Source organism: Streptomyces sp. NPDC043996 (assembly GCF_056435225.1).
The window spans coordinates 133,868-159,693 of record NZ_JBWKEY010000015.1 but is presented as its reverse complement, the minus strand read 5'-3'; the positions used below and the strand labels follow the sequence as shown (position 1 = coordinate 159,693).

The 25,826-nt window shown below is 71.3% G+C and carries 23 protein-coding genes; 5 read left to right on the top strand and 18 right to left on the bottom strand.

All coding sequences use genetic code 11. The annotated features are described in order from the left end of the window. Positions 1-21 precede the first annotated feature (21 nt). Positions 22-735, bottom strand: coding sequence for a TetR/AcrR family transcriptional regulator (locus tag AC07A4_RS33330; protein ID WP_478606007.1), 714 nt, complete (start codon positions 733-735; stop codon positions 22-24). Positions 736-917: 182 nt separating this feature from the next. Here AC07A4_RS33330 and AC07A4_RS33325 point away from each other — a divergent pair, with 182 nt between their 5' ends. Then, the gene (locus AC07A4_RS33325; protein WP_478606004.1) at positions 918-1,283 is read left to right on the top strand and encodes a hypothetical protein; all 366 of its coding nucleotides are present in this window, start codon (positions 918-920) and stop codon (positions 1,281-1,283) included. A 22-nt stretch (positions 1,284-1,305) separates the two neighbouring features. Here the strand turns inward: AC07A4_RS33325 and AC07A4_RS33320 are convergent, their stop codons facing one another. The 4 genes from AC07A4_RS33320 to AC07A4_RS33305 all read right to left on the bottom strand — a co-directional run bounded on the left by AC07A4_RS33320 (position 1,306) and on the right by AC07A4_RS33305 (position 5,334). Next, positions 1,306-2,070 carry a hypothetical protein gene (locus AC07A4_RS33320; RefSeq protein ID WP_478606001.1) on the bottom strand — a complete coding sequence of 255 codons (765 nt, stop codon included), beginning with the start codon at positions 2,068-2,070 and terminating at the stop codon, positions 1,306-1,308. 142 nt (positions 2,071-2,212) lie between these two features. Next, positions 2,213-3,142, bottom strand: coding sequence for a carbohydrate ABC transporter permease (locus tag AC07A4_RS33315; RefSeq protein ID WP_478605998.1), 930 nt, complete (start codon positions 3,140-3,142; stop codon positions 2,213-2,215). Beyond that, positions 3,139-4,053 (bottom strand): carbohydrate ABC transporter permease, encoded by a 915-nt coding sequence (locus AC07A4_RS33310; protein ID WP_478605996.1) that lies wholly within the window; start codon positions 4,051-4,053, stop codon positions 3,139-3,141. Before AC07A4_RS33310 ends, AC07A4_RS33315 begins: the two co-directional genes overlap by 4 nt. 21 nt (positions 4,054-4,074) lie before the next feature. After that, the gene (locus tag AC07A4_RS33305; RefSeq protein ID WP_478605994.1) at positions 4,075-5,334 is read right to left on the bottom strand and encodes an ABC transporter substrate-binding protein; all 1,260 of its coding nucleotides are present in this window, start codon (positions 5,332-5,334) and stop codon (positions 4,075-4,077) included. Between the two features lie 277 nt (positions 5,335-5,611). Between AC07A4_RS33305 and AC07A4_RS33300 the strand changes: the two genes are divergently transcribed. Beyond that, positions 5,612-7,669 (top strand): NPCBM/NEW2 domain-containing protein, encoded by a 2,058-nt coding sequence (locus tag AC07A4_RS33300; RefSeq protein WP_478605991.1) that lies wholly within the window; start codon positions 5,612-5,614, stop codon positions 7,667-7,669. Positions 7,670-7,754: 85 nt separating this feature from the next. On the opposite strand, the gene AC07A4_RS33295 is transcribed toward AC07A4_RS33300, so the two are convergent. Continuing rightward, the gene (locus tag AC07A4_RS33295; protein WP_478605989.1) at positions 7,755-8,726 is read right to left on the bottom strand and encodes an ROK family protein; all 972 of its coding nucleotides are present in this window, start codon (positions 8,724-8,726) and stop codon (positions 7,755-7,757) included. Positions 8,727-9,275: 549 nt separating this feature from the next. On the opposite strand from AC07A4_RS33295, the gene AC07A4_RS33290 reads away from it, so the two are divergent. Next, entirely contained in the window at positions 9,276-10,262 is a 987-nt protein-coding gene (locus tag AC07A4_RS33290; RefSeq protein WP_478606256.1) for a LacI family DNA-binding transcriptional regulator, read from the top strand. Between the two features lie 18 nt (positions 10,263-10,280). Here the strand turns inward: AC07A4_RS33290 and AC07A4_RS33285 are convergent, their stop codons facing one another. Continuing rightward, positions 10,281-11,591, bottom strand: coding sequence for a DUF6986 family protein (locus AC07A4_RS33285; protein WP_478605986.1), 1,311 nt, complete (start codon positions 11,589-11,591; stop codon positions 10,281-10,283). Between the two features lie 283 nt (positions 11,592-11,874). On the opposite strand from AC07A4_RS33285, the gene AC07A4_RS33280 reads away from it, so the two are divergent. After that, positions 11,875-12,780, top strand: coding sequence for an endonuclease/exonuclease/phosphatase family protein (locus tag AC07A4_RS33280; protein ID WP_478605983.1), 906 nt, complete (start codon positions 11,875-11,877; stop codon positions 12,778-12,780). A 65-nt stretch (positions 12,781-12,845) separates the two neighbouring features. Here AC07A4_RS33280 and AC07A4_RS33275 read toward each other — a convergent pair whose 3' ends face one another. From AC07A4_RS33275 to AC07A4_RS33260, 4 genes are all read right to left on the bottom strand, one after another. Beyond that, positions 12,846-13,808 (bottom strand): electron transfer flavoprotein subunit alpha/FixB family protein, encoded by a 963-nt coding sequence (locus AC07A4_RS33275; RefSeq protein ID WP_478605981.1) that lies wholly within the window; start codon positions 13,806-13,808, stop codon positions 12,846-12,848. 57 nt (positions 13,809-13,865) lie between these two features. Then, the gene (locus AC07A4_RS33270; RefSeq protein WP_478605978.1) at positions 13,866-14,654 is read right to left on the bottom strand and encodes an electron transfer flavoprotein subunit beta/FixA family protein; all 789 of its coding nucleotides are present in this window, start codon (positions 14,652-14,654) and stop codon (positions 13,866-13,868) included. A 230-nt stretch (positions 14,655-14,884) separates the two neighbouring features. Next, entirely contained in the window at positions 14,885-15,391 is a 507-nt protein-coding gene (locus tag AC07A4_RS33265; RefSeq protein ID WP_478605975.1) for a flavin reductase family protein, read from the bottom strand. Between the two features lie 267 nt (positions 15,392-15,658). Further along, positions 15,659-15,994 (bottom strand): thioredoxin family protein, encoded by a 336-nt coding sequence (locus AC07A4_RS33260; RefSeq protein ID WP_478605973.1) that lies wholly within the window; start codon positions 15,992-15,994, stop codon positions 15,659-15,661. A 281-nt stretch (positions 15,995-16,275) separates the two neighbouring features. Between AC07A4_RS33260 and AC07A4_RS33255 the strand changes: the two genes are divergently transcribed. Continuing rightward, the gene (locus AC07A4_RS33255) at positions 16,276-17,004 is read left to right on the top strand and encodes a lysophospholipid acyltransferase family protein (RefSeq protein ID WP_478605971.1); all 729 of its coding nucleotides are present in this window, start codon (positions 16,276-16,278) and stop codon (positions 17,002-17,004) included. A gap of 35 nt (positions 17,005-17,039) precedes the next feature. Here AC07A4_RS33255 and AC07A4_RS33250 read toward each other — a convergent pair whose 3' ends face one another. From AC07A4_RS33250 to AC07A4_RS33220, 7 genes are all read right to left on the bottom strand, one after another. After that, complete coding sequence (locus AC07A4_RS33250) at positions 17,040-17,729, bottom strand: B3/B4 domain-containing protein (RefSeq protein WP_478605969.1); 690 nt, start codon at positions 17,727-17,729, stop codon at positions 17,040-17,042. A 164-nt stretch (positions 17,730-17,893) separates the two neighbouring features. Beyond that, positions 17,894-20,137 carry a glycosyl hydrolase family 95 catalytic domain-containing protein gene (locus AC07A4_RS33245; RefSeq protein WP_478605967.1) on the bottom strand — a complete coding sequence of 748 codons (2,244 nt, stop codon included), beginning with the start codon at positions 20,135-20,137 and terminating at the stop codon, positions 17,894-17,896. A 179-nt stretch (positions 20,138-20,316) separates the two neighbouring features. Then, positions 20,317-20,919: a transglutaminase domain-containing protein gene (locus AC07A4_RS33240; protein ID WP_478605964.1), complete on the bottom strand. Its 603-nt coding sequence runs from the start codon at positions 20,917-20,919 to the stop codon at positions 20,317-20,319. A 122-nt stretch (positions 20,920-21,041) separates the two neighbouring features. Beyond that, positions 21,042-22,112, bottom strand: a complete 1,071-nt coding sequence (locus tag AC07A4_RS33235) for a threonine aldolase family protein (RefSeq protein WP_478605961.1) — start codon at positions 22,110-22,112, stop codon at positions 21,042-21,044. Further along, positions 22,109-22,849 carry an SDR family NAD(P)-dependent oxidoreductase gene (locus AC07A4_RS33230; protein WP_478605959.1) on the bottom strand — a complete coding sequence of 247 codons (741 nt, stop codon included), beginning with the start codon at positions 22,847-22,849 and terminating at the stop codon, positions 22,109-22,111. Before AC07A4_RS33230 ends, AC07A4_RS33235 begins: the two co-directional genes overlap by 4 nt. Before the next feature lie 26 nt (positions 22,850-22,875). Then, positions 22,876-24,279, bottom strand: a complete 1,404-nt coding sequence (locus AC07A4_RS33225) for a DUF6421 family protein (RefSeq protein WP_478605957.1) — start codon at positions 24,277-24,279, stop codon at positions 22,876-22,878. A gap of 81 nt (positions 24,280-24,360) precedes the next feature. Further along, the gene (locus tag AC07A4_RS33220) at positions 24,361-25,395 is read right to left on the bottom strand and encodes an alpha/beta hydrolase (RefSeq protein ID WP_478605955.1); all 1,035 of its coding nucleotides are present in this window, start codon (positions 25,393-25,395) and stop codon (positions 24,361-24,363) included. Positions 25,396-25,826 lie beyond the last annotated feature (431 nt).

Below are 25,826 nucleotides of genomic sequence, written 5' to 3'. Positions count from 1 at the left end.
GTGTCCGGTGATCGCCCCACGCTATTTCCGGTGCGCCAGCAGGCCGTCCAGCTCGGCCGCGAAGAGCTCGGCGGGGTCGAAGCCCATCCCGCCGAAGTGACCGGCGAGCTCCAGGGAAAGCACGCCGTGCAGCCGCGTCCAGAACGACAGGGCCCGGTGGAGGGCCGCGGGCGGGGCGGGGTGGCCGTCGGCCCAGTCCCGGTGGTCCGCCAGGTGGGCGCCGAACGGGGTCGTCGGGCCGTCCGGGACGAGCTCCGCGCAGGCGTCGAGCAGGGGCGCCATGATCTCGGAGGCGATGGCGGTGATGTCGTCGGGCGCGTGGTAGCCGGGGACGGGGGTGCCGTAGATCAGGAAGTACCGCTGGGGGTGCGCCAGGGCCCAGTCGCGCAGGGCGTGCGCGAGTCCGGCGAGGTCGGCACCGGCGGCGGAGGCCGCGCCGATGGTGTCGGCGAGGTCGCGATAGGCGTCCCGGACGAGTTCGGTGATCAGCTCGTCGCGGCTGGCGTAGTAGCGGTACAGCGCGGGGCCGCTCATGCCCATCCGCTTGGCGATCGCGTTGAGGGAGAGCCCGGACGCCCCCGCCGTGGCGATCTGCTCCCAGGCGTGCTCCTTGACCTCCGCGCGCACCTGGCTGCGGTACCGCTCCCGCGGGGTCTTCACCGCCGCCGTCCTGTCGGCCGCTCCGCCTGTCGCCGCGTCCGACTTCACGCCCGACTTCACGTCCGCCTTCGCCATGGCCCGCCGCCCCTCACCGCATCGCTACGCCCACAAGATTCAGTTAGAAGCTATCACGAACCCATTGACCTCCTCGCCCAGCGCGAGTTACAACTTCTAACGAGCACGCGGCCCCCTAGCTTCCGCGTGAGGCCTAGAGGCCGTGCCACCCACCCGCACCCCCCTTAGACGAGGAGAACGCCATGACCACGACCGTCGCAGCAGACACCGCCCGCGCAGTCCGGTACGTCCCGCTCTCGGTGACCGTCTCCGCCTGGGCGGTCCCGGTCATGGTCATCGGCCAGTTCGCCCTCATCTCAGGCGTCCCCGTACTCATCGCCCTGGTCGGCACCCTCCGCCGCGTCCCCGACCGCGCGGTGCGCGGAGCGGCCTCGCTCGTCGCCCTCACGTTCGCGATCCCGCTCACCATCTGGCTGACGCGGCCCGACGGGGCGCAGAGCCTGTCCAAGGACATGCACCCCGCCTTCGCCGCACTGATCGTCGCCGCGTCAGCCACCTTCCTCGTGACCCTTCACCGGGCCCGGGCCCGGCAACGCGCCACCCGCTGACACGACTGGAGTCGCCGTCCCGTCAGCGCGGCCCGTCGTCGTGCGGCGGTGGCTGGTTGTCGTGGTCGGCGGGCGCGACACGGTCGTCGATGACGATGCGCACGGGCCCCGCGTCGGGGCGGGGTGTGGCGCCGAGGGAGCGCACGGTGCCAGCGATGCGCTCGTACAGGTGCTGGGCGATGGCCGCGGTGCCGGGAGCGGCACTCGGGGCGTGATGGACGGCGCGCACCCGCGTGAGGGCGGCGACGAGGCTGAGGCCGGAGACGTCGACGCTGACGACTCCGTCGCTCTCGGAGACGGCGCCGGGAATGTGGAAGTGCCGGTCCTGTCCGGCGTGCTCGACGAGGAACGCCCAGGTGTCGCGGTGGACTTCGAAGTGAGCCGCCGAGACGCCCGCGGCCCTGCTGAGGAGCCCGGCGTGGTCGTCGCCGGTCTCGCCGCGAGGCACCGCGCCTTCGGCTGGAGACGCGGCGGCGGCCGGGGCGGGTGGTGACGGTTCAAGGCCGGGACCGCGGTGGTTGAGGGCATCCAATGCGGCACGGAGCGCGGCGAGTTCGGTGGCGATGGTCGCGAGCGGGTCGCGCACGGTGTCACCAGCGCGGTCGAGCCCGTCGCGGACGACGGAGCGGATCTCGGCGAGGCCGGTGCTGATGGCCGCGTTGGCGTCGCGGCGGGCCTGGTCGATGGCGTGCTGCTGATCGGCGACCCACTGGCGCAACTCGGCGAGTTCCCGAAGCGTCTGGTGGATCAGACCGGTGGTGTCGGCCCCCTTGCCGAAGACGGACATGCGCTCCCCTTTGCCTCGATGATCTCGATGACCTCGATGGAAAGGGAAAGCGTGGCGAGGTGCCGACATGTCGACAAGTGCGTGATCCGGACAGCGGCGCCGGGCCGTGGCGCTCCCGAATCCCCCGTCAAAAACGGCCCCCTCACCCCTTACTCGACCCCAGCGTCAGGCCCGCGATGAAGTGTCGTTGCAGGAGGAGGAAGACGAGGATCGTCGGCAGAGCCACCAGGACCGAGCCCGCGGCGAGCAAGTTGTAGTCGGTGAAGAACTGGCCGCGGAGGTTGTTGAGTGATGACGTGATGGGGAGTTTGTCCGGGTTCGAGATGAAGATGAGGGCCCAGAGGAAGTCGTTGTAGATCCAGGTGAATTCCAGGGTGGCGAGGGCCGCGAGGGCGGGGCGGCACAGGGGCAGCGTGATCCGCCAGAACTGCGTCCACACCCCGGCGCCGTCCACCACCGCCGCCTCCAGGATCTCCTTGGGCAGGGTGCGCATGAAATTGGAGAGGACGAAGACGCAGAATCCCACCTGGAAGCCGATGTTCACGACGATGACCGCCCAGTACGAGTCATAGAGGGTCATCGAGTCGGACATCCACCACGGCAGTTCGATCTCCAGGAAGAGCACGTACAGCGGCGTGACGAGGACCTGCGGAGGCAGCAGGTTTCCCGCCGTGAAGAACATCAGGAGCACCAGGCCGCCGCGAATGTTCAGGCGCGACACGGCGAAGGCGACGAACGACGCGAGGAACAGCGTCACGATCACCGCGGGCACGGCGATGATCAGCGTATTGGTGAAGTACTTGCCCATGCCGGAGGCGGTGTAGGCCTCGCGGTAGTAGTCGAAGGACAGCTTCTTCGGCAGGGAGAAATAGCCGTGCTCCGCCGTTTCCTCGTACGGGCGCAGACTCGCGTACACGGCGAGCAGCAGCGGGGCGACGAACGCCAGGCACACCGCGGAAAGGAAGATGTGGACGCCGTACTTTCCGCGGCGCGGCGGACGGCGCGACCCGGAGGGCTCGCGCGCCGGGGCCGTCTCGGCGGCCCGCGGCGTGGGGTGCGGTTCCGTGGTCATGTGTCGCGCGCTCCTCTCAACTCCTGGACCAGGAACGCCACGACGAACCCCAGCGAGACGCAGAGCAGCACGACCGCGATGGCCGAGCCGAATCCGATGCGGCTCGCCTCGCCGATGATGTTGTCGGTGATGAGGACCGACAGGAGTTCCAGGCCGTTGCGGCCCTTGTTCACCGCGTACACGATGTCGAAGGCGCGCAGGGCCTCGATGACGGTGATCACGCCGACGATGACGTTGACGGGGCGCAGGGTGGGAAAGGTGACGCGGAAGAACGTCTGGCGTTCGTTCGCGCCGTCGATCGCCGCGGCTTCCTTCAGGGCGGGGTCCACCGATTTGAGACCGGCCAGGTAGAGGATCATGACATAGCCGGTGTGCCGCCAGCTCGCGGCGAGCATCATCATCCACAGATTGACGCTGGAGTCGCCGAGCCAGTCGATCGGGTCGTTCTCATTGGCCAGGATGGTGTTGACGACGCCCTGGTCGGTGCCGAGCAGCAATTGCGCCATGAAACCGACGACGGCGAGCGAGAGCACGACGGGCAGATACAGCACGGACTGGTAGAAGCGGCTGAAGCGGATGCCCCGGTCGACGAGGACGGCGAGGAACAGGCCGAAGGGCGTCGCGACGAGCCCGAGGAAGGCGATCCACAGCAGGTTGTGGCGCACGGCGGGCCAGAACGCCGGATAGTCCTGGACCAGGTTCTCGTAGTTGTCACCGCCGACCCAGTGGATGTCCCCGATGCCGTCCCAGGATGTGAAGGAAAGGCCGATGGAAGCGAGGGCGGGACCCCACACGATGACGATGTCGAGCAGGACGGGTATGCCCAACAGCGCGGCAAGGACGGCGATGTCACGGCGGGTGAAGCGCCGCGTCGTCCGGCCCCGGGCGCGCCGCGCGGTGTTCTGCGGCACGAAGTGCGTTCCCCCTTCAGCTCACGTGGAGAAGATGTCCTTCTTCTGCCGTTCGATGCTGTTGACGAGCCCGTCGACGTCCTTCGGATTGCCGATGAAGTCCTGAAGGGCCTTGATCATGACGGTCTGGGCGAAATCAGGGCGCGTATCGCGGTCAAGGAACTGGGAGATGTGCTTGGCCTTGGAGACGAGCGCCGCGGATTTCTTCTGCAGCGGGCTGTACTTGCCTGTGTCGGCGCCGTCGTTGACGGCCACGTTGTTCGGGTCGCCCTTCAGATAGACGTCCTCGGCCTCGGCGGTGCCCAGCCACCTCAGGAGGTCCTTGGCGCCCTCGACGTTCCGGGACTTCTCGGGGACGAGGAATCCGTCGATGGGGGCTTCCACGGCGTCCCTGCCGTGGAGCGGGTCGATCTCGGGGAAGGGGAAGAAGTCGATGTCGTCGCGTTCGGCCGCGGGGAATTGCGAGCCCGGGTGCGGCATGCCGAAGACCGCCATCCCGGTCTTGCGCCGCTGGAGCCCCTGTCCGGCCTCCTCCCACGTCCTGCCGAGGGCCCCTTTTTGGTAGTACGGCATGAGTTCGCGCCAGACGTCGAAGACCCGCTTGACCTTCCGGTCGGTCCACGCCTCCTCGCCCGCCATCAGGCCCTTGTGGAACGCGTATCCGTTGAGGCGGAGATCGATGTAGTCGAAGGTGCCCATCGCGGGCCAGCCGTCCTTGTCGCAGAAGGCGACCGGGGTGCCGTCCTTGTGCATCTTCTTGGCGAGGGCGATGAACTGGTCCCAGTTGTCGGCCTTTTCATACCCCCGCTGCTCGAAGAGGCTCTTCCGGTGGAAGACGGCCCAGGGATAGTAGTAGTACGGCACGAAGTACTGCTTTCCCTCGTGCGTGGACTGTTCCCGCAGCGCCGGGGAGAATCCCTCGAAGCCCTTCCACACGTCGCTGATCTCGACGAGCAGGCCCTTCTCCGCAAAGTACTGCATGCGGTACCCGGCGAACCACATGAAGACGTTGTCGGGCGAACCCCGCAGATAGCGCGTGATGTTCTGCTGGAACTCGTTGTGCTCCGTGGTGTTGACCTTGACGCGCTTGCCGCTGTCCTTCTCGTACGCCTTGAAGGCCGCCGCGAACGCCGCCTTGGGCACGGCGTCGGAGGCGTTGGAGCCCACCGTGACCTCGTTCTTGTTCCCGCCGGGCCCGTCGCCGCACGCGCTGAGCAGCGCCGGAAGCGTGACCGCCCCCGCGCCGACGGCCACACCACGGAGGAGATTCCGGCGGGACATCCGATGTCCTGCCACGCTCTTCGGGGCAATCGGATCATTGGAGCCAGCGAACACTGTCCGTGCCATGTCCCCCTCCTCGGGGTGCAACCCAACACAACCGAACGCGAGGCTTGGATCTCACTCTCCACCGCCCCCGGCCGTCAAGGGGTTTGGCGTCGAATGCTCGAACCGTTACCGCTCCTCTTCCAACACAGTTCAACACGCTCTACCGTAAGCGCGCACACGCGACGCGTACATGAAGACATCCCATCTTCCGCGAGTACGGAGGAGCGTAACGATGCGTCACCTTCCCATCCCCCCAGCCCGCCGAAGAGTGGTCGGATCGCTCGCCGCGGCCCTGCTGTGCGCCGCGGGGCTCAGCGCGCCCGCCGTCGCGGGCGAGGCCGCACCCCCACGGCAGGGCCCGCCCCCGAGCACCGAAGGGCCCCGGCTGCCCGGCAGCCTCGCCCTCACCCCGCCCATGGGCTTCAACAACTGGAACGCTACCCACTGCCGCGCCGAGTTCGACGAGTCCATGGTCAAGGGGATCGCCGACATCTTCGTCGCGAAGGGCCTCAAGGACGCGGGCTATGAGTACGTGAACCTCGACGACTGCTGGGCGCTGCCCCAGCGCGACGCCCAGGGCAAGCTCGTGCCCGACCCCAAGCGCTTCCCCCACGGCATCAAGGCCGTCGCGGACTACGTGCACGCCAAGGGGCTCAAGCTCGGCATCTACACCAGCGCCGGCACGAAGACCTGCAACCAGGCGGGCTTCCCCGGCGCGCTCGGCCATGAGCGCGGCGACGCGCGGCAGTTCGCCGACTGGGGCGTCGACTACCTCAAGTACGACAACTGCAATAACCAGGGCGTCGACGCCAAGAAGCGCTACACGGCGATGCGCGACGCGCTCAGGGACGCCTCCGAGGCGACCGGGCGGCCGATCGTCTACAGCATCTGCGAGTGGGGCGAGAACAAGCCCTGGGAGTGGGCCGCGGACGTCGGCCACCTGTGGCGCACGACGGGCGACATCAGCGACAACTGGGGCTCCATGCTGTCCATCATGAAGCGGAACCTGCCGCTCGCGCGCCACGCGGGGCCGGGCCGCTGGAACGACCCGGACATGCTGGAGGTCGGCAACGGCGGCATGACCGCCACCGAGTACCGCACGCACTTCTCCATGTGGTCGATCATGGCCGCGCCCCTGCTCATCGGCTCCGACCTGCGCAAGGTCTCCCCCGAGACCTTCGAGATCCTCGGCAACAAGGACGTCATCGCCGTCGACCAGGACCCGCTCGGCAAGCAGGGCGAGGTCATCTCCTCGGCGGGCGGCCGCTGGGTCGTCGCCAAGGAGATGAAGGACGGCAGCCGCGCGGTCGCGCTGTTCAACGAGACCGGAAGCTCGCAGTCCGTCTCGACGACCGCGCGGGCCGTCGGACTGCCCCAGGCCCCGGGCTACACGCTGCGCGACCTCTGGAAGCACGAGAGCTTCCAGACCGCGGGCCGCATCTCCGCGACCGTGCCCGCGCACGGCACCGTCCTCGTGCGGGTCACCGCCGACGGCACCTGGCCGGGCAAGCCGCCCGCCGTCGAACTCGGCCTGGACGGCGCCCCGCTGGTGGAGGCGGGCAAGGCCGGCAAGCTCCGCACCCGGGTCACCAACCTCGGCCGCGCCCCGGCACGCGACGTACGGGCCTCCCTGACCGGCCCGGCGGGCTGGCGCATCGAGGCGACGTCCCCGGCCACCGCCGCCGCGCTGCCCACCGAGCGGACCCTCGCCACGTCATGGAGCGTGACGGCGCCCCCGGCCACGCCCACGGGCGCGTACTCCCTGGAGCTCAGCACCAGTTACCGCGGGCCATCAGGCACCCGCGTGCGCGGCGCGCTGCCGCTGACCGCGCGGGTGGTCGTCGCGCCGCCTGCGGGGAACTCCGCCCTGAGCGACCTGCCCTGGGTCTCCACCAGCAACGGCTGGGGGCCCGTCGAGAAGGACACCAGCAACGGCGAGAGCCGGGCGGGCGACGGCAACCCGATCACCATCGGCGGCCAGGTGTTCGCCAAGGGGCTCGGCGTGCACGCCGAGAGCGACGTCGCGTACTACACCGGCGGGGCGTGCGAGAAGCTCACCGCCAAGGTGGGCGTCGACGACGAGAAGCAGGACAAGGGCACCGTCGCGTTCGAGGTCTGGGCGGACGACAAGAAGGTCGCGGCCACCGGCGTCCTCACCCACGCGATGCCCGCGCGTGAGCTCTCCGCCGACGTCAGCGGCGCCGACGCGATCCGTCTCGTCGTCACCGACGGCGGCGACGGCATCGACTCCGACCACGCGGACTGGGCGGAACCGGTGCTCGGCTGCTGAACGGAGGTGACGTACCGGGGTCCGGGCACGCGCCCGGGCCCCTTCGCGTACGGCACAGCCCCGCACCTCCGTGGGAGCGGGCCGCTCAGCCGTTGACCGCGGGCCGCAGGCGCGCCACCGTCGGCTCGGGGAACGCCCGCAGCGCGGCCGCCGCCGCGCCCACCAGGCCCGCGTCCGTGCCCATCAAGGCGGGCGCGACGGCGAGGCGCCGCACGAAGGACAGCGTGGCGTAGTCCCGCAGGCTGCGGCGCAGCGGCGCGAACAGGACGTCGCCCGCCATCGCCACGCCCCCGCCGATCACCGCGATGTCGATCTCGACGAGCGTGGCGGTCGCGGCGATCCCGGCCGCGAGGGCCTGGGCCGCGCGGTCGAAGGAGGCGAGGGCGACCGGGTCGCCCGCGCGGGCGGCGCGGGCGACGGCGGCCGCGGACGCGTCGCCGTCGGAACCCGGGCGCCAGCCCGCCTCCAGGGCGCGCCGCGCGATGTTCGGGCCGCTCGCGATCCGCTCGACGCAGCCGCGCGCGCCGCAGGGACAGGCATCCCCGTCCAGGTCGACGCTGATGTGACCGATGTGGCCCGCGTTGCCGGTGGGTCCGGGGTGCAGCGCGCCGCCGAGGATCAGACCGCCGCCGACCCCGGTGGAGACCACCATGCACAGGGCGTTGTCGTGGCCGCGGGCGGCGCCCTGCCAGTGCTCGGCCGCCGCCATCGCGACGCCGTCGCCGACCAGTTCCACGGGCAGCCCGTCGGTGGCCGCGCGCACCCGCTCCACCAGCGGAAAGCCCCGCCACCCTGGCACGTTGACGGGGCTGACCGTGCCCGCGGAGGCGTCCACGGGGCCCGCGCTGCCGATGCCGACCGCGCGCACCTCGCCCCAGGCCTCGGCCCCGCTCAGCTCGCCGATCACGTCCTCGACCGCCCGCATCACGGTGTCGCCGTCCTCGCGCGCGGGCGTCGGCCGCTGGACGCGCGTGCGGATCCGGCCGCGGCCGTCCACCAGGGCTCCGGCGATCTTGGTGCCGCCGATGTCGAGTGCGGCGACGAGGTCCGTGGGCATCAGTGTCAGATCTCCTGGTGAAAGGGCAGGCCGGAGAGTGCGCAGGACAGTGTCTCTTGCATCTGACAACGTTGTCCAGGGCTTGGGTCAAGGCCTGGGGGCCTCACGGCCCCTAAGGGACCCCACGATGTCGCCGCGCCCCGGTCCTTCGGCGACGGCGCACGCACGCCGCGTCCGACCGGCGACCCGCCCCCGCCTGCTGAAGCCGTATGCGGCGCCCCGTATACATAGGGGACGTCGAGGCACGTCAGATGGACCCCCCGCGCGGTGGAATCCCGAACTTCCGCACGCGGGCGGGCCCCGATGCGCACACTGAGATCCGCGAGATCCGCGTACGGCGAGCGCGGGCACGTCCCGCCCGCCGTACTCGTACTCGTACCCGTACTCGTACGCAGCAGGACCCGTAGCACCCGCACCCGTAGTGGACGACAGACAGGACAGCGCACCGTGGCCGAGACCGCCCGCACCCCCGTCTCCCGCCGACGCCCCGGTGGCGGACCTTCGCACGACCCGGCGGACCCCAAGAGCCGGTACGGCAACCGGCCGACGATGAAGGACGTCGCCGCGCGCGCGGGCGTGGGCCTGAAGACGGTCTCCCGCGTCGTGAACGGCGAGCCGGGCGTCACGCCCGACACCGAGCGCCGGGTGCAGGAGGCCATCGACGCGCTCGGGTTTAGGCGCAACGACAGCGCGCGCGTGCTGCGCAAGGGCCGCACGGCGAGCATCGGCCTGGTCCTCGAGGACCTCGCCGACCCGTTCTACGGACCGCTGAGCCGCGCGGTGGAGGAGGTGGCGCGGGCGCACGGCGCGCTGCTCATCAACGGATCCAGCGCCGAGGACCCGGACCGGGAGCAGGAGTTGGTGCTCGCGCTGTGCGCCCGGCGCGTCGACGGCCTCGTGATCATCCCCGCGGGCGACGACCACCGCTATCTGGAGCCGGAGATCGCCGCGGGCGTCGCCACGGTGTTCGTGGACCGCCCGCCGGGGCGGATCGACGCGGACGTGGTGCTCACCGACAGCTTCGGCGGCGCCCGGGACGGCGTCGCGCACCTGATCGCGCACGGCCACCGGCGCATCGGCTTCATCGGCGACCAGCCGCGCATCCACACGGCCATAGAGCGGCTGCGGGGCTATCGCGCGGCGATGGCCGACGCCGGGATCGAGGTCGACGAGGACTGGGTGTCGCTCGGCCCCACGCACCCGGAGCGCGTGGCGCGGGCCACCGAGGCGATGCTGACGGGCCCCGCCCCCGTCACGGCGGTCTTCGCGGGCAACAACCGCGTGACGGTCACGGTGGTGCGCGTCCTCGCGGGCCTGCCCCGCTCCGTCGCCCTGGTCGGCTTCGACGACATCGAGCTGGCCGACCTCCTCGACCCGGGCGTGACGGTCGTCGCGCAGGACGCGGCCCAGCTCGGCCGCACGGCCGCGGAGCGCCTGTTCCGCCAGCTGGACGGGGCGTCGGGCCCGCCCGAGCACGTCGAGCTGCCGACGCGGCTCATCACCCGGGGGTCGGGGGAGCTGCCGCCCGCGGACTGACCGCGGGCGGCGGCCGCGCTACGTGGCCTGCGGGGTCAGATCGCCCCGGCGCGGGCCCGCGTACACCTGGAGCCCGGCCAGGGTGAGCCCGGTGAGCCGGGTGACCTCGGCGGTGTCGAGCGCCCCGCAGTCCAGGCCGCGCAGCAGGTATCCGGCGAGCGCCTTGGCGGTGGCGGGCTCGTCGGCCACGTCGCCGCCCGCCGACCGGTTGGCGTACGCCGACAGGCGCGCCGCGGCCTGCTCGAAGCCCTCGCGGTAGAACGCGAACACGGCGGCGTACCGCGTCGGGATGTGCCCGGGGTGCATGTCCCAGCCCTGGTAGTAGGCGCGGGCCAGGGCGCGGCGGGTGAGGCCGTAGTGCAGCCGCCAGGCGTCGTGGACCTTCGCCGTGGGGCCGACGGGCAGGACGTTGGTGGAGCCGTCGCAGACGCGTACGCCGGTGCCCGCGGCGGCGACCTGCATGATCGCCTTGGCGTGGTCGGCGGCCGGGTGGTCGCTGGCCTGGTAGGCGGCGGACACGCCGAGGCAGGCGCTGTAGTCGAAGGTGCCGTAGTGCAGCCCGGTGGCGCGCCCCTCGGCGGCGTCGATCATGCGGGCGACGGCCGCGGTGCCGTCGGCGGCGAGGATGGCCTGGCTGGTCTCGATCTGGATCTCGAAGCCGATGCGGCCGGGGGCGAGCCCGCGGGCCTTCTCGAACTCCTCCAGGAGCCGCGCCATCGCGGTGACCTGCTGCGGATACGTCACCTTGGGCAGCGTGAGGACGAGCCCGTCGGGCAGGCCGCCCGCCTCCATGAGGCCGGTCAGGAAGACGTCGAGGGTACGGATGCCCCGGTCGCGGACGGCGGCTTCCATGCACTTCATGCGGATGCCCATGTACGGCGCGGCGGTGCCCCGCGCGTACGCCTCGGCGATGAGGCGGGCCGCGCGCGCGGCGTGGGTGTCCTCGTCGGCGTCGGTGCGGCCGCCGTAGCCGTCCTCGAAGTCGACGCGCACGTCTTCCAAGGGTTCGCGCTCCAGTTTGGCCCGGACGCGGGTGTAGACGGGTTCGGCGAGGTCGTCGGAGAGGCCGAGGACGGCGGCGAAGGAGGCGGCGTCCGGGGCGTGCTCGTCGAGCGTGGCGAGCGCCTGGTCGCCCCAGGAGCGGAGGGTGTCGGCGGCGAACAGCTCGCCGGGCACGTACACGGTGTGGACGGGCTGGCGGGTGCCGGGGTCTCCGGGATAGCGGCGCTCGAGCTCCTCGTCGACCGGCGCGAGCGAGGCGCTCACGCCGTCGCTGACCGCGCCCGCGAGGCTGGTCGCCACCTTCTCCTGCTGCCCCGGCTGACTCATCTGTGCATCCTCCACCTTCATAGTGCGGCGTGCCGCGTTCACGGTGTTCCATGAAGGGCGTTCAGGGCAACCACCCCCCACCACCCCACACCTATTCCGCTTCACGGAATCGAGAATCCGTATGGCGAAGTTATCCGTGTACCTTCCCCCTGGTCAACACCTTCTCGCGTCCCGGACCCCGGCCGTTCACGCCCGCCTCAACCGGCTCGTGCACGCTCCGGTGGGCGCCTGCGCGCCCACCGAGCACGACGGAGCCCACCCCCGACCGACCCAAGGAGACCGCGTGCCGACCGACACCTCCGTGACCCGCCGCTCCGGCCTGCGTACGGCCGTGGCCACCGCGACGGCCGTCACGGTCCCCCTGCTCGCCACGGCGCTCGCCGCCGCGCCCGCGCACGCGGTGGAGCGCCCGGGCCGCCGCCTGGAGGTGATGTCCTTCAACCTGCGCTACGCGAGCCCGACCCCGCCCAACTCCTGGCCCGAGCGCCGCCCGGTGACACGGGAGCTCCTGCGCCGTGCGCGCCCCCATGTCATCGGCACCCAGGAGGGCCTCTACCAGCAGGTGCGGGACATCGCCGAGGACCTCGGTCCGCACTACGCGGGGATCGGCACCGGCCGCGCGGGCGGCAGCCGGGACGAGTTCATGGCCGTGTACTACGACACCCGCCGGCTCACCCCCGTCGAGTACGAGCACTTCTGGCTGTCGGACACCCCGGACGTGATCGGCTCCAACACCTGGGGCGGCGGCTCGATCCGCATGGTCACCTGGGTCCGCTTCCACGACCGGCGCACCGAGCGCCAGCTGTACGTCCTCAACACGCATCTGGACAACTCCAGCCAGTACGCGCGCACACGGGCCGCCCGGCTGATCTCCGACCGGCTCTCCGCCCTGGACCGCACCCTGCCGCGGATCGTCACCGGCGACTTCAACGTCGCGGCCCACAAGAACCCGGTCTACGACACGCTGCTGACCGCGGGCCTGGTCGACACCTGGGACGCGGCCGACGAGCGCGGCAAGCAGTACGCCACCTTCCACGGCTACAAGCCGCTGGTGCCGGACGGCGACCGCATCGACTGGATCCTGGTGTCCCCGGGCGCGCGCACGCACGCGGCGGCCATCAACACCTTCGCCCTTGACGGGCAGTTCCCGAGCGACCACCTGCCGGTGCAGGCCAGCCTGACGCTGTGACGACAGCGAGGCCCCCGGCCCCGCGCGCGGCGGGACCGGGGGCCTCGACAAGGACCTCGACGAGCTCAGCCCTTGCGGGACTTGACCTCTTCGGTCAGCTGCGGGACGACCTCGAAGAGGTCGCCGACCACGCCGTAGTCGACCAGGTCGAAGATCGGGGCCTCGGCGTCCTTGTTGATGGCCACGATGGTCTTCGAGGTCTGCATGCCCGCGCGGTGCTGGATCGCGCCGGAGATGCCGGAGGCGATGTACAGCTGCGGGGAGACCGACTTGCCGGTCTGGCCGACCTGGTTGGAGTGCGGGTACCAGCCGGCGTCGACGGCGGCGCGGGATGCGCCGACGGCCGCGCCGAGCGAGTCGGCCAGGTCCTCGATGATCCGGAAGTTGTCGGCGCCGTTGACGCCGCGGCCGCCGGAGACCACGATCGCGGCCTCGGTCAGCTCGGGGCGGCCGGTCGACTCGCGCGGCGTGCGCGCGGTGACCTTGGTGCCGGTGGCCTGCTCGGAGAAGCTCACCGAGAGGGCCTCGACGGCGCCCGCGGCCGGGGCGGCCTCCACCGGCGCCGAGTTCGGCTTGACGGTGATGACCGGCGTGCCGTTGGTGATGCGGGACTTGGTGGTGAACGCCGCCGCGAACACGGACTGCGTGGCCACCGGGCCCTCGTCGCCGGACTCCAGGTCGATGGCGTCGGTGATGATGCCGGACTTGATGCGGACCGCGAGGCGGGCCGCGATCTCCTTGCCCTCGGCGGACGACGGGACGAGCACGGCGGCCGGGGACACGGCGTCGTACGCGGCCTGCAGCGCGTCCACCTTCGGCACGACCAGGTAGTCGGCGAACTCCGGGGCGTCGGCGGTGAGCACCTTGACCGCGCCGTGCTCGGCGAGCGTGGCGGCGGTGGCCTCGGCGCCGGCGCCGAGCGCGACGGCGACGGGCTCGCCGACGCGGCGGGCGAGGGTCAGCAGCTCCAGGGTGGGCTTGCGGACGGCTCCGTCGACGTGGTCGACGTAGACGAGAACTTCAGCCATGGGACTTCAATCTCCTGCGAGTACGAAGAAGTGGGGCGGTTGAGGGGTGACTGAAGCTCAGATGAACTTCTGGCCCACGAGGAACTCAGCGAGCTGCTTGCCGCCCTCGCCCTCGTCCTTGACGATCGTGCCCGCGGTGCGCGCGGGACGCTCGTCCGCCGAGTCGACCTTGGTCCAGGAACCCTCGAGGCCGACGTCTTCGGCGTCGATGTCCAGGTCGTCCAGGTCCAGGGACTCCACCGGCTTCTTCTTGGCCGCCATGATGCCCTTGAAGGAGGGGTAGCGGGCCTCGCCCGACTGGTCCGTGACGGACACCACGGCCGGCAGGGACGCCTCCAGCTGCTCCGAGGCGCTGTCGCCGTCACGGCGGCCCTTCACGACGCCGCCGTCGACGGAGACCTCGGAGAGCAGCGTGACCTGCGGGACGCCCAGACGCTCGGAGAGGATCGCCGGAAGCACGCCCATGGTGCCGTCCGTCGAGGCCATACCGGCGATGACGAGGTCGTAGCCCGTCTTCTCGATGGCCTTGGCGAGCACCAGCGAGGTGCCCATGACGTCCGAGCCGTGCAGATCGTCGTCCTCGACGTGGACGGCCTTGTCGGCGCCCATCGAAAGAGCCTTGCGCAGCGCGTCCTTGGCGTCCTCGGGGCCGACCGTCAGGACCGTGATCTCGGCGTCGTCGTCCGCCGCTTCCTTGATCTGCAGGGCCTGCTCGACCGCGTACTCGTCGAGCTCCGAGAGCAGACCGTCCACGTCGTCACGGTCGACGGTCAGGTCCTCGGCGAAGTGCCGGTCGCCGGTGGCGTCGGGCACGTACTTCACACAGACAACGATCCTCAAGCTCACGCCGGCTCTCCTACTGCATCGTCATTACTGGGCTGCTGCCTTGGCGGCGGTAACTGCCTTCTTGCAGGCAGCATAGGCGCCTGAAGCGGCGGATTCCGACCGGGGCGGCCCCCGCTCCGACCGGAATATTACTCATGAGTACACCCAGAGCTTTCCCACTAAGCAAGCGCTTTGAACTGTGACCTTCGCAACGCTCCGTAATCGCCCGCACCGCGCGTGAGCGGGAACTCTCAGTCGCGCAGCGCGTTGAAGCGCCCTTGGTGGTAGAGCAGCGGCCTGCCCGGCCCCGACGGGTCGCCGACGACGGCCTCGGCGAGGACGACGCGATGGTCGCCCGCGGGCACCCGCGCGACCACGCGGCACACCAGCCAGGCGAGCACGCCGTCGAGGACGGGCACCCCGTGGGGTCCTTCGAACCAGCGCGTGGGGGCGCCGAACCGGTCGGCGCCGCTGCGGGCGAAGCGCGCGGCGAGCTCTTCCTGGCCCTCGTCGAGCAGATGGACGCCGACGTGCTCGGCGCGGGATATCGCAGGCCAGCTGGAGGCGCCGGTGCCGATGCCGAACGAGATCACGGGCGGCTCGGCGGACACCGAGGCGAGGGAGGTGGCGGTGAAGCCGACGGGTCCGGTGCCCCGTGCGGTGATCACGGCGACTCCGGCCGCGTGCCGCCGGAAGACGGAGCGCAGGAGGTCGGGCGAGGCGAGCTGCGGAGTACCGAGGTCGGGCGTGGCCGTCATGGAGTTTTTGTCCTTCTTCGGGAGGTACGAGCGGGTCCGTGGCTGCTCAGTGGGACCAACAGCGCGCACTGGCATGGCGGGCTAGGTCCACATGGACGCGCTCGTACAGAAGGAGCTCCGGTGGCATGACAGCAGGCTGACGATCAATGGCCGGTGCAGTCAAGTGCGGACGGTCAGATGAAAGATGCGTCACGCGCGCGTAGGGGGATGTTTGGCGCGGCGCCGACCGCGGGTCGCGCGCCTGCCCGCCGACCGGGGCGCGGCGCCTCACAGGGCCGCCCCGAGGGCCGCGATGACATCGGCCTTGCGCGGCTGGCCCGAGGCGCGGCGCACGACGCGGCCGTCCGCGTCCAGGACGAGCACGGTCGGCGTCTTCTCCACGCGCAGCTCACGCACCAGGCCCAGGGCGCCCTCGGCGTCGATCTCCACGTGCGTGACGCCGGGAACCATCGCGGCGACGTCGGCGAGGACCCGGCGCGTGGCCCGGCACGGCTGGCAGAACGCGCTGGAGAACTGCACGAGCGTGGCCCTCTCGCCCAGCGGCCCGCCGAGCTCCCCCGCGCCGAGCCGCCGCCCGGCCTCGCGTCCGCGCACTGCTGCCACGCGTGCCTCCTGCCTCTCCGCCACCCGGCTCCGTACCGCCTTCCGGCCCCGTCAAGGGCCCCCTGGCGGCCGCATACGGGCGCCGCCTACGTCATTGTCCTCAAGCCGCGCGCGGGCCCAAAGATTCCGACGTGACGAGAATCTCGCGCTAGTGGGGAACCACCGCTGGCTTGCCGCTCGTTCTTGGGGCACGATCTGCGGAGCCGTATACCTACGGATCCGTAACTTGGTTTCCTGCCAAAGGCCCTCTCCTCTGGCAGAGATGAAGGGCCTCCCCACCCATGGCAGAACTCGTCTACCGGCCAGTCGTCGGCGTCGCCAGGACCTTCTTCAAGGCGCTGGACCTGAAGATCGACTGCAAGGGTTCCGAGAACATCCCGCGCCAGGGCGGCGCGGTGCTCGTGAGCAACCACATCAGCTATCTCGACTTCGTCTTCAACGGCCTGGCGGCGCTGCCCCAGAAGCGCCTGGTGCGCTTCATGGCGAAGGAGTCGGTGTTCCGCCACAAGATCTCCGGGCCGCTGATGCGCGGCATGAAGCACATTCCCGTGGACCGCAAGCAGGGCGAGGCGGCCTATGCCCACGCCCTCGCCTCGCTGCGCTCGGGTGAAATCGTCGGCGTCTTCCCCGAAGCGACGATCTCGCCCTCGTTCACGCTGAAGTCGTTCAAGTCGGGCGCCGCGCGCCTGGCGCAGGAGGCGGGCGTCCCGCTGATCCCCATGGCCGTGTGGGGCACCCAGCGCCTGTGGACCAAGGGGCACCCGAAGAACTTCAAGCGCCAGCACATCCCGGTGACGATCCGCGTGGGCGAGCGCGTCGAGGCCCCCAAGGACCAGTACGCGGGCGCGATCACGCGGCGCCTGCGCGAGCGCTGCCAGGAGCTCCTCGACGCCGCGCAGCGCGCCTACCCCGCGCGCCCCAAGGGCCCGGACGACACCTGGTGGCTGCCCGCCCACCTCGGCGGCACGGCCCCGACGGCGGCCGAGGTCCGCGCGGCCGAGGCGCACTGACACGAGGCGATGCGCGGAGATCCACCAGGAGGGCCCTAGCCCACGGGCGCGTGGACGGTGAGCCGCACGCCGGGGCTGAACTTCTCCAGGAGCTCCGCGAGTTCGGCGCCCGCCGCCTCCAGGCCCGCGTCCGGACCCATGCCCTCAAGCAGGAAGATCCCGTTCACCGTCTCCTCGGTGAGGCGGGTGCGCGGGCCCTGCCGCCAGTTCCAGCGGCGGCAGGTGACGCCCTCGTCGTCACACCAGACGATTTCGCCCGCGTCAGGGTGCTCCACGCTCGGCTCGCCGCCCGCCATGGTGACGAAGTCCTCGTCACCGGTGGCGCGCACCAGGCGCATGCCGCCCTCGACGCGGTCGAGGTCCTCACCGCCGACGGGGATCAGATGGGCCACGCTGATCGCGTTGTAGACGTCGACCAGGGTGTTGATCCGGGGCAGCCCGCCGTCGGCGAGGGCGCGCTTGGCCAGGGCCTCGGCGGAGTTGCGGGTGCGCGAGGGCTTCGCGCCGAACGCCGTGTAGGCCGCGCGCCAGGCCGCCATGTGCGGGTCCTCGTGCGGGGCGCGGCCCTCCAGGCGCGCGGCGAGACGGCGCGCGGCGTCGTCGAGGAGGGCCGACGTGCCGTCGCTGCTGGGGCCGTTGACGAGGCCGTGGGCCTCGATGGCGAGGTGGGTGAAGCCGGGGACGAGCGTGCGCACCTCGTCGGACACGGTGAGGGTGAACGTCATGGCCTGCCTTGGTTCGCTGGTGAGCTGGTTCGCTTGGTTTGCTGGCGAGTTGCTTCGCCAGACTCGACGAAGTACAGCATAGAGCACCAGGCAGTGCATCGCAATGGACTATCGAGTCAGTCGGCTCGCCCCCAGGCCGCCTCGCCCCCTCCCCGGGCCGTGCCCTACGGCAGCCCCCACGCGGGCTCCGTCCCGTTCGCCGTCACGTCGCGCGGTGTCAGGGAGGGCCGGGCTCCCTTCGGTGCGACCACGGCCGTCTGCCCCCGCCGCAGCGGCACGCTGATCACGTCGCGCCCTTCGTAGGGCAGCGCCCCGCCCCGCTCGTCCCGTACCTCGAACTCCCCGGCGATGCCGTGCCGCAGCCGCAGCGGCTCCCCCGCCTCGCTCCGCACCCGCACCCACTCCGTGCGCCCGCCGCGCCGCGAGGCGTCGACGAGGAACGCGCCCTGCGTGCGCACCCGCTGGAGGCTGGCGTCCGGCCAGGTCTCGGACACGGCGGGGAAGACCTGGACCACTCCCCCATGGCTCTGGGTCAGCATGTCAAGGAGCGACTGGCCCGCGCTGACCGGGCTCTCCAGAGCGAAGTTGGAGCCTTCGCGATACATGGTGTTGGGCGTGAGCGCGCAGTTGTCGGTGACCTTGCCGTCGAGGAAGAAGCGCAGGTGGCGCAGGGCGCGCTCGGGCTCGTGGAAGAGGGTTTCCATGGAGGCGGCCGCGGCGTGGCTGTAGCCGTGCCAGCTGCTGCGCATGCTCGCCCAGTGGTCGAAGGTGCGCCTCTCCAGGCGTTCCTGGAGCGGGTAGAGCCACAGCAGGTGCGAGAAGTGGCGGTGCGAGTCAGCGAGCGGCACACCCGCGCCGATCATGACGCCGTTCTCCCCCTGGTGGTAGGGCACCAGACGGTCGCGGATGTCGCGCCACTGCTTCTGGTGCGGGTCGCGCAGCCGCAGCCGCCGCGCGGAGTCCAGGAGCGCGGTGACGCCCCAGCGCAGCAGCGACAGGTCGTAGGTGCAGTCGGCGGCGTTCTTGTACTCGGGCGAGCGGGTCTCGGGCAGGTGCAGCTTGCCGTCGGAGCCCTCGGTGAGATGGCGGGCGTAGTACCGCACCGCCCCCGCGAGGACGGGGCGGATCACCCGTCGCAGCACGTCGTCATCCATGTGGTGGCGGTAGGTGACCCAGGCGTTGTGCAGGGCCCAGGTGAGGTTGCCGGTGTGGTCGTTGGGGCTGGTGCCGGGGACGCCGACGTAGCGGGGGCCCGAGCGCAGCTGCCAGTCGCCGGGGTGGCAAAGCGCGTAGGTGTCGCCGTCGCGCAACTCGGGCCGGATGTTGGACTCCAGGTTGCGGTGGTGCTCGGCGAACGCCGTGGTGACCGCGTCGAGTTCACGGTGGTTGGAGCCGTTGGCGATCGGATACGTCACCTGGACGTTGGTGTTCCACCAGATGCTGGTCCAGTTGTTGCCCGACTCGGGGAACCACGGCCCGAAGACCGGGGTGACCGGGCCGTGGCCACGCGTGGCGCAGGCGAGCTTGTACAGCTGGATCCAGTAGAAGCGCTGGACCCGCTTGTCGGGTACGGACACGAAGCTGCGCCGGTTGAAGGCGTGCCACCAGCGGCGGTGGCGTGCCACGGCGTCCGCGGGTGAGCCGTCGAGCGCCTTGTCGACGGTGCGCAGGGCGGTGGCGCGGCCCGTCGAGTCCGGGTGCCCGTACGCGATCGTCGCCGCCAGGAGCCGCTGGGAGCCGGAGCGCCGCTCGCGCCAGGCCGTGGTGTAGCCGCCGCCCGCGTGCAGGGGCTGCTCGACGAAGTCGGGGCCCTTGGCCGGGTCGGGGTTGGCCGTGTAGTCGGGCGGGACGCGGATGGTGCGGGTGGTGCGCGAGGGCAGCGCGGTGAAGCCCCAGGCCGCCGACTCCTCGCCCGCGCTCGGCTCCCACGACACGAGGAGGACGTCCTCCTGGCTGAGGATCAGGGCCGTGAAGGCCACGCCGCCCCGCGTCGTGGTGAGGGTTCCGGTCAGCTCGGCGGCGTCGAGGTCGAGGCGCAAGGCCACCGCGGTGACGGTCCCGGCGAAGGTCAGCGTGAAGAAGCCGACGCCGAGGCGCGAGTACCCGATCGCCGCCTCCCACTGGCCGCGCTGGTCCTGCACATACGAGTGGTTGATCATGAGGCGCAGCGCGTTGCCCTCGCCCGGCGCCGCGTACAGGTGCGCGGCGAGGAAGCCGTTGCCGAGGAACGGCCCCTCCTGCCAGCCGCGCGGGAGGCGCCGCCACACCGGGGCGGCGTCGCGCAGCAGCGCGGTGTGCGCGTCGGCGCGGGAGGCGTCCGGGGCGGCGGCCCAGGCGACCGGTGAAGCGGCCGCGGCGAGGGCTCCGCCGGCGCCGGCGACGAACGTGCGCCGCGAGATGGGAGTCATGGCGGGGCCTCTCCAACGACGGTGCGGACAGGGCGAGTTGGCCTAGGCAGCATCGGCGCCGCGAGGTGTCACGTCAAGGAATCCGACAGGAATAGGTCGGATGGCTGGCCCCGCACCACGCCGCACAACCCCGCTCTAGGAGCATGAGCGGCGTGAAACCTCCCACCACATCCGATGTTTCACCGCTGAGTGAGCTCCTCCGGGAGCGTCCTCCAGAGGTGGGGGCGGTCCGGGGCCGCCTTGAGGGTGTCGAGCGTCGCGGGGTCGGGCGCGGCGTACAGCGTCGGATAGTCGACCTCACCGGCCGCCGCGTCCACGGGGAAGGCGAGCCGCTCACCGTCCAGGGAGAAGCGGGCGTCCACCCCCGGCTTGTTGCCGCGGGGGTCCTGCCGGTGCCAGGAGCCGTGGAAGCGGACCGCGACCAGGCCGTGCAGCACGAACGCGCCGCCGTCGTCGTGGCGCAGCCGCTGGTAGCACAGGGCGGTGGGGATGTCCTCGGCGCGCAGCAGCGCGGCGAGCGCGTGGGCCTTGGCGTGGCAGATGCCGGTGCCCTGTTCCAGGACGTCGGAGGCGCGCCAGGTCACGCGCGGATCCCCGGAGTCCGCGGAGTGGGGGATGGTGTCGCGGACGAACTCATAGGCCGCCTGGGCGTATACGTATGAGTCGCCGCTGTTCTTGGCGAGGCGCGCCGCGGTCTCCCGGACGACGGGGTGCGTATGGTCGATGGCCTCGTCAGCCGCCAGATAGGCGGAGAGGTCTGGGGTGTCCTGGATCAGTTCCATGGGCCGCGAGCATAGAAAAGCGACCGATCAAGAGTCAATGACTTTTCGATCGGTCGCATATCTATGCAGACGCTGTCTCTGTCATGCAGATGCTGTCTCTGCCCTACGGGAAGTGGCCCGGGTCAGCGGGCCATCTCCTCCTTCAGTGCCGCCACGAACGCGTCCACGTCGTCCTCGGTGGTGTCGAAGGCGCACATCCAGCGGACGTCGCCCGCCGCCTCGTCCCAGAAGTAGAAGCGGAAGCGCTTTTGGAGGCGCTCGCTCACGTCGTGCGGCAGGCGCGCGAAGACCGCGTTGGCCTGCACCGGGTGCAGGATCTCCACGCCGTGCACCGCGCGCACGCCCTCGGCCAGGCGCTGGGCCATCTCGTTGGCGTGGCGGGCGTTGCGCAGCCACAGGTCCCGGGTGAGCAGCGCCTCGAACTGCACGGACAGGAAGCGCATCTTGGAGGCGAGCTGCATGGACAGCTTGCGCAGGTGCTTCATGTGCCGCACGGCGTCGCGGTTGAGGACGACGACGCACTCGCCGAACAGCGCGCCGTTCTTCGTGCCGCCGAGGGAGAGGATGTCGACGCCGACGGCGTTGGTGAACGCCCGCATCGGCACGTCGAGCGAGGCGGCCGCGTTCGCCAGGCGCGCGCCGTCCACGTGCACCAGCATGCCGAGGCCGTGGGCGTGGTCGACTATCGCGCGTATCTCGTCCACCGTGTAGACGGTGCCGAGTTCGGTGTTCTGCGCGAGCGAGACCACCTGCGGCATCGCCCGGTGCTCGTCCTCCCAGCCGAAGGCCTGACGGTCAATCAGCTCGGGGGTGAGCTTGCCGTCGGGCGTCGGCACGGTGAGCAGCTTGATGCCTGCGACCCGCTCGGGGGCGCCGCCCTCGTCCACGTTGATGTGCGCGCTCTCGGCGCAGATCACCGCGCCCCAGCGGTCGGTGACCGCCTGCAGGGCCACGACGTTCGCGCCGGTGCCGTTGAACACCGGGAACGCCTCGGCGCTCGCGCCGAAGTGGCCGCGGATCACCTGCTGGAGGTGGTCGGTGTACTCGTCCTCGCCGTAGGCGACCTGGTGGCCGCCGTTGGCGAGCGCGATCGCGGCCATCACCTCGGGGTGCGCGCCCGCGTAGTTGTCGCTCGCGAAGCCGCGGACGCCCGGGTCGTGGTGACGCCGGGCGTCGGTCTTCGGAGGGTTCACGGCTTCTCGGTCAGCCACAGACGGTTTCCGTTCACTTCCGATGCGGGCCGCTCCCACACCCCGGCGATGGCCTCGGCCAGCTCCTTGACGTCGGTGAAGCCCGCGAACTTCGCGCTGGGGCGCTCCGCGCGCATCGCGTCGTGCACCAGTGCCTTGACGACCAGGATCGCAGCCGCAGCGCGCGGCCCGTCCTCGCCCCCCGCCTTGCGGAAGGCGTCGGCGAGCGCGAGGGTCCAGGCCTCGGCGGCGGCCTTCGCGGCCGCGTACGCCGCGTTGCCCGCGGTGGGCTTCGACGCGCCCGCGGCGCTGATCAGCAGGAAGCGGCCCTGGCCGCTGCGCTGGAGGCCGCCCTCGAAGGCGAGCGATGTGTGCTGGACCGTGCGGATCAGGAGGTCTTCCAGGACGTCCCAGTCGCCGAGGTCGGTGTCGGCGAAGGACGAGCTGCCCCGCCAGCCGCCGACGAGGTGCACCAGGCCGTCGATCCGGCCGAACTCCTTCTCCGTGCGGTCGGCCCAGGCGCGGGCCGCCGCCGGGTCGAGCAGGTCCACCGTGTCACCGGTGACCGTGGCTCCGCCGTGCGCGTACCGCGCCGCGTCCACGGCCTCGGCCAGGCGCGAGGCGTCGGCGTCGGAGGCGACGACCGTCGCCCCGGCCTCCGCCAGGCGGAGCAGGGTGGCCCGCCCCGCGGGCCCCGCGGCCCCCGCCACCGCGATCACGGCTCCGTCGAGTGCGGACATGGTCCTCGCCTCCTTGCTGCGGCCGCTCACGCGGCGATCGTCTCGGCGCCGGACTCCGCGGTGATCCCCTTGGTGGAGGCGATCACGTGCTTGAGCTTCTTGGAGAGCGCCTCATAGAACATGCTGAGCGGAAACTCGTCCGGAAGCACGTCGTCCACCAGTTTGCGCGGCGGCAGCGAGGTGTCCAGGGCCTCGGGGCCCTTGGCCCAGCGCGATCCGGGGTGCGGGGCGAGATACGTCGACACCAGCTCGTATCCGGCGAGCCAGTGGACGAGCTTGGGGCGGTCGATGCCGTCCCGGTAGAGCTTCTCTATCTCGGCGCACAGCTGGTTGGTGACCTGCGGGGCCCGCTGCCAGTCGATCTTGAGCTTGTTGTCGGTCCAGCGGACCACGTCGTGCCGGTGCAGGTACGCGAAGAGCAGCTGGCCGCCGAGGCCGTCGTAGTTGCGCACGCGCTCGCCCGTGACCGGGAAGCGGAACATCCGGTCGAAGAGCACCGCGTACTGCACGTCACGGGCCTGCGGGACGCCCTCGGCCTCCAGCTTCACGGCCTCCTTGAAGGCGGTGAGGTCGCAGCGCAGCTCCTCCAGGCCGTACATCCAGAACGGCTGCCGCTGCTTGATCATGAAGGGGTCGAAGGGCAGGTCGCCGTGGCTGTGCGTGCGGTCGTGGACCATGTCCCACAGCACGAACGCCTCCTGGCAGCGCTGCTGGTCCTCGACGAGCGCGCGGATGTCGTCCGGCAGCTGGATGCCGAGGATGTCCACGGCGGCCTCGGTGACGCGGCGGAAGCGGGCGGCCTCGCGGTCGCAGAAGATGCCGCCCCAGGTGAAGCGCTCGGGGGCCTCGCGCACGGCGATCGTCTCGGGGAAGAGGACCGCGGAGTTCGTGTCGTACCCGGCGGTGAAGTCCTCGAAGGTGATGCCGCAGAACAGCGGGTTGTCGTAGCGGGTGCGCTCGAGGTCGGCGAGCCACTCGGGCCAGACCATGCGCAGGACGACCGCTTCGAAGTTCCGGTCGGGGTTGCCGTTCTGGGTGTACATCGGGAAGACCACCAGGTGCTGGAGGCCGTCCTCGCGCCGGCTCGCCGGGTGGAAGGCGAGCAGCGAGTCGAGGAAGTCCGGCACCTGGAAGCCGTCTTCGGCCCAGCGGCGCAGGTCGACCGTCAGCGCCGCGAGATAGGCGGCGTCGTGCGGGAGCAGCGGGGCCAGTTCCTGGATCGCGGCTGTCGCGCGGGCCACGGCCAGCTCGGCTTCGGCCCGCGCCGGGGCGCCCTCGCCCTCGAAGTCGATCGAGCCGTCCTGGGACTGCCAGGGCCTGATCTCCTCGACGGCACCCTTGAGCACCGGCCAGGCCGGGTGGTCGACCACTCGTCCGTCACGGGAGGCACCCGGAGTGTCCACCGGTGCCTGCACAAGAATTTCCGTCATGTCCCATCCTCCACGGGAGAACCTCGCGTATGGACACCGTATGTGTGCGAGGTTCTCCGCCACAAGGGGGAACTCGGGAAATTATCCTGCCCCACCCCCTGCCAGGCCGCTGTTTTTCCTGTCGTCCAGGGCCGAGGCGATGGCTTCTGCCACGGTTTCCTGTGCGGCGCGGGCGTCGGCGAGCAGTTCGGGGAAGCCGAAGAAGCCGTGGAACATCCCGGGGTAGCGGCCTTCCGTGACGCGGACCCCGGCGCCCCGCAGCCGGGCCGCGTACGCCCGGCCCTCGTCGCACAGCGGATCGCAGCCCGCGGTGACGATGTGCGCGGGCGGCAGCCCCGTGAGATCGGCGAGCAGCGGGGACACGCGGGGGTCGTCCGGCCTCGCGTGCGGGCCCAGGTACTGCGCCCGGAACCAGCGGCAGTGGGCCCGGGTCAGGAAGTAGCCCTCGGCGTTGGCGGCGAAGGACGCGGCGCCCTGGCGGGCGTCGACGGCCGGGTAGACGAGCACTTGCAGGGCGATGTCCGGGCCGCCCGCGGCGCGCGCCGTGAGCGCGGCGACGGTCGCGAGGTTGCCGCCCGCGCTGTCGCCCGCGACCACCAACGCGCCGTCCTCGCCACCGAGTTCGGCGAGGTGGGCGGCCGCCCACACGACGGCGGCGTACGCGTCGTCCACCGCGGCGGGGAAGGGGTGCTCGGGGGCGAGCCGGTAGTCGACGGACACGACGGCGGCCCGCGCGCCCCGGCACAGCTCGCGCGCGATCGCGTCATGCGTGTCCAGGCCGCACAGGACCCAGCCGCCGCCGTGGAAGAAGACGACGGTGGGGCGGGCCGCCGGAAATCCTTTGGTGCCGGGCTCCGGCAGGTACACGCGCACGGGCAGCTCCGGCGCGCCGGGCGGCCCCGGCACGAGCCGGTCCGCGACGGAGCCGACGGGCGGCGGCGGGAACGGCCACGGCGGCGCGGCGGCCAGCACCCGGCGGGCCTCCGCCGCGTCGGTGACGGCGCCGCCGAGGTCGGGGAAGTGGGAGGCCATCGCGTCCACGAGGAAGCGCGCTTCGGGGGCGAGACGGTCGGGGGCGCTGGGGCGCGCGCCGGGTTCGGGGGAATCGGGACTCATGAAGCGGCCTTCCTGTCGGGATGGCTGGGGACGGCTCGGCATGGCTCGGGACGGCTCCGGGCAGCAGCGCCATGGCCCCCCTTCTAGCCGCACCGGCGCGATGTCTCCAGGCACGCGCGGCACTCCGACCCGACGCCCGCGCGAGCCGCCCCCGGCTTTGCCTCACAGGCACGAAGGACGAGTACGGTCACCTCCGCATGGCGGCCAACGCGAAAAACACGCCGAAAAACCGTCAGCGGAAAGAGGCGGTGGCATATCGACGGAGCGCGTGACGCTCGCCGCGAGAAAGCGAAGAGGAAGGGCAAGGGCACCCACGGTCGCGTACAAAACGCGGCCAAGCTCCCCCTCTCCCCTGATCACCACTCCCAACTCCCCTGCCCCTACCACGTCGTATACATACGCTACGACTCCCAACATTTCACCCCGCCAAT

Excerpts from the sequence above, each read along its gene's own strand:
- AC07A4_RS33225 (WP_478605957.1), bottom strand. The coding sequence starts at position 24,279 with ATGACGGAAATTCTTGTGCAGGCACCGGTGGACACTCCGGGTGCCTCC.
- AC07A4_RS33265 (WP_478605975.1), bottom strand. The coding sequence starts at position 15,391 with ATGACGGCCACGCCCGACCTCGGTACTCCGCAGCTCGCCTCGCCCGAC.
- AC07A4_RS33220 (WP_478605955.1), bottom strand. The coding sequence starts at position 25,395 with ATGAGTCCCGATTCCCCCGAACCCGGCGCGCGCCCCAGCGCCCCCGAC.
- AC07A4_RS33305 (WP_478605994.1), bottom strand. The coding sequence starts at position 5,334 with ATGTCCCGCCGGAATCTCCTCCGTGGTGTGGCCGTCGGCGCGGGGGCG.
- AC07A4_RS33255 (WP_478605971.1), top strand. The coding sequence starts at position 16,276 with ATGGCAGAACTCGTCTACCGGCCAGTCGTCGGCGTCGCCAGGACCTTC.
- AC07A4_RS33325 (WP_478606004.1), top strand. The coding sequence starts at position 918 with ATGACCACGACCGTCGCAGCAGACACCGCCCGCGCAGTCCGGTACGTC.
- AC07A4_RS33230 (WP_478605959.1), bottom strand. The coding sequence starts at position 22,849 with ATGTCCGCACTCGACGGAGCCGTGATCGCGGTGGCGGGGGCCGCGGGG.
- AC07A4_RS33240 (WP_478605964.1), bottom strand. The coding sequence starts at position 20,919 with ATGGAACTGATCCAGGACACCCCAGACCTCTCCGCCTATCTGGCGGCT.
- AC07A4_RS33245 (WP_478605967.1), bottom strand. The coding sequence starts at position 20,137 with ATGACTCCCATCTCGCGGCGCACGTTCGTCGCCGGCGCCGGCGGAGCC.
- AC07A4_RS33250 (WP_478605969.1), bottom strand. The coding sequence starts at position 17,729 with ATGACGTTCACCCTCACCGTGTCCGACGAGGTGCGCACGCTCGTCCCC.
- AC07A4_RS33315 (WP_478605998.1), bottom strand. The coding sequence starts at position 3,142 with ATGACCACGGAACCGCACCCCACGCCGCGGGCCGCCGAGACGGCCCCG.
- AC07A4_RS33285 (WP_478605986.1), bottom strand. The coding sequence starts at position 11,591 with ATGAGTCAGCCGGGGCAGCAGGAGAAGGTGGCGACCAGCCTCGCGGGC.
- AC07A4_RS33290 (WP_478606256.1), top strand. The coding sequence starts at position 9,276 with ATGAAGGACGTCGCCGCGCGCGCGGGCGTGGGCCTGAAGACGGTCTCC.
- AC07A4_RS33275 (WP_478605981.1), bottom strand. The coding sequence starts at position 13,808 with ATGGCTGAAGTTCTCGTCTACGTCGACCACGTCGACGGAGCCGTCCGC.
- AC07A4_RS33320 (WP_478606001.1), bottom strand. The coding sequence starts at position 2,070 with ATGTCCGTCTTCGGCAAGGGGGCCGACACCACCGGTCTGATCCACCAG.
- AC07A4_RS33300 (WP_478605991.1), top strand. The coding sequence starts at position 5,612 with ATGCGTCACCTTCCCATCCCCCCAGCCCGCCGAAGAGTGGTCGGATCG.
- AC07A4_RS33330 (WP_478606007.1), bottom strand. The coding sequence starts at position 735 with ATGGCGAAGGCGGACGTGAAGTCGGGCGTGAAGTCGGACGCGGCGACA.
- AC07A4_RS33295 (WP_478605989.1), bottom strand. The coding sequence starts at position 8,726 with ATGCCCACGGACCTCGTCGCCGCACTCGACATCGGCGGCACCAAGATC.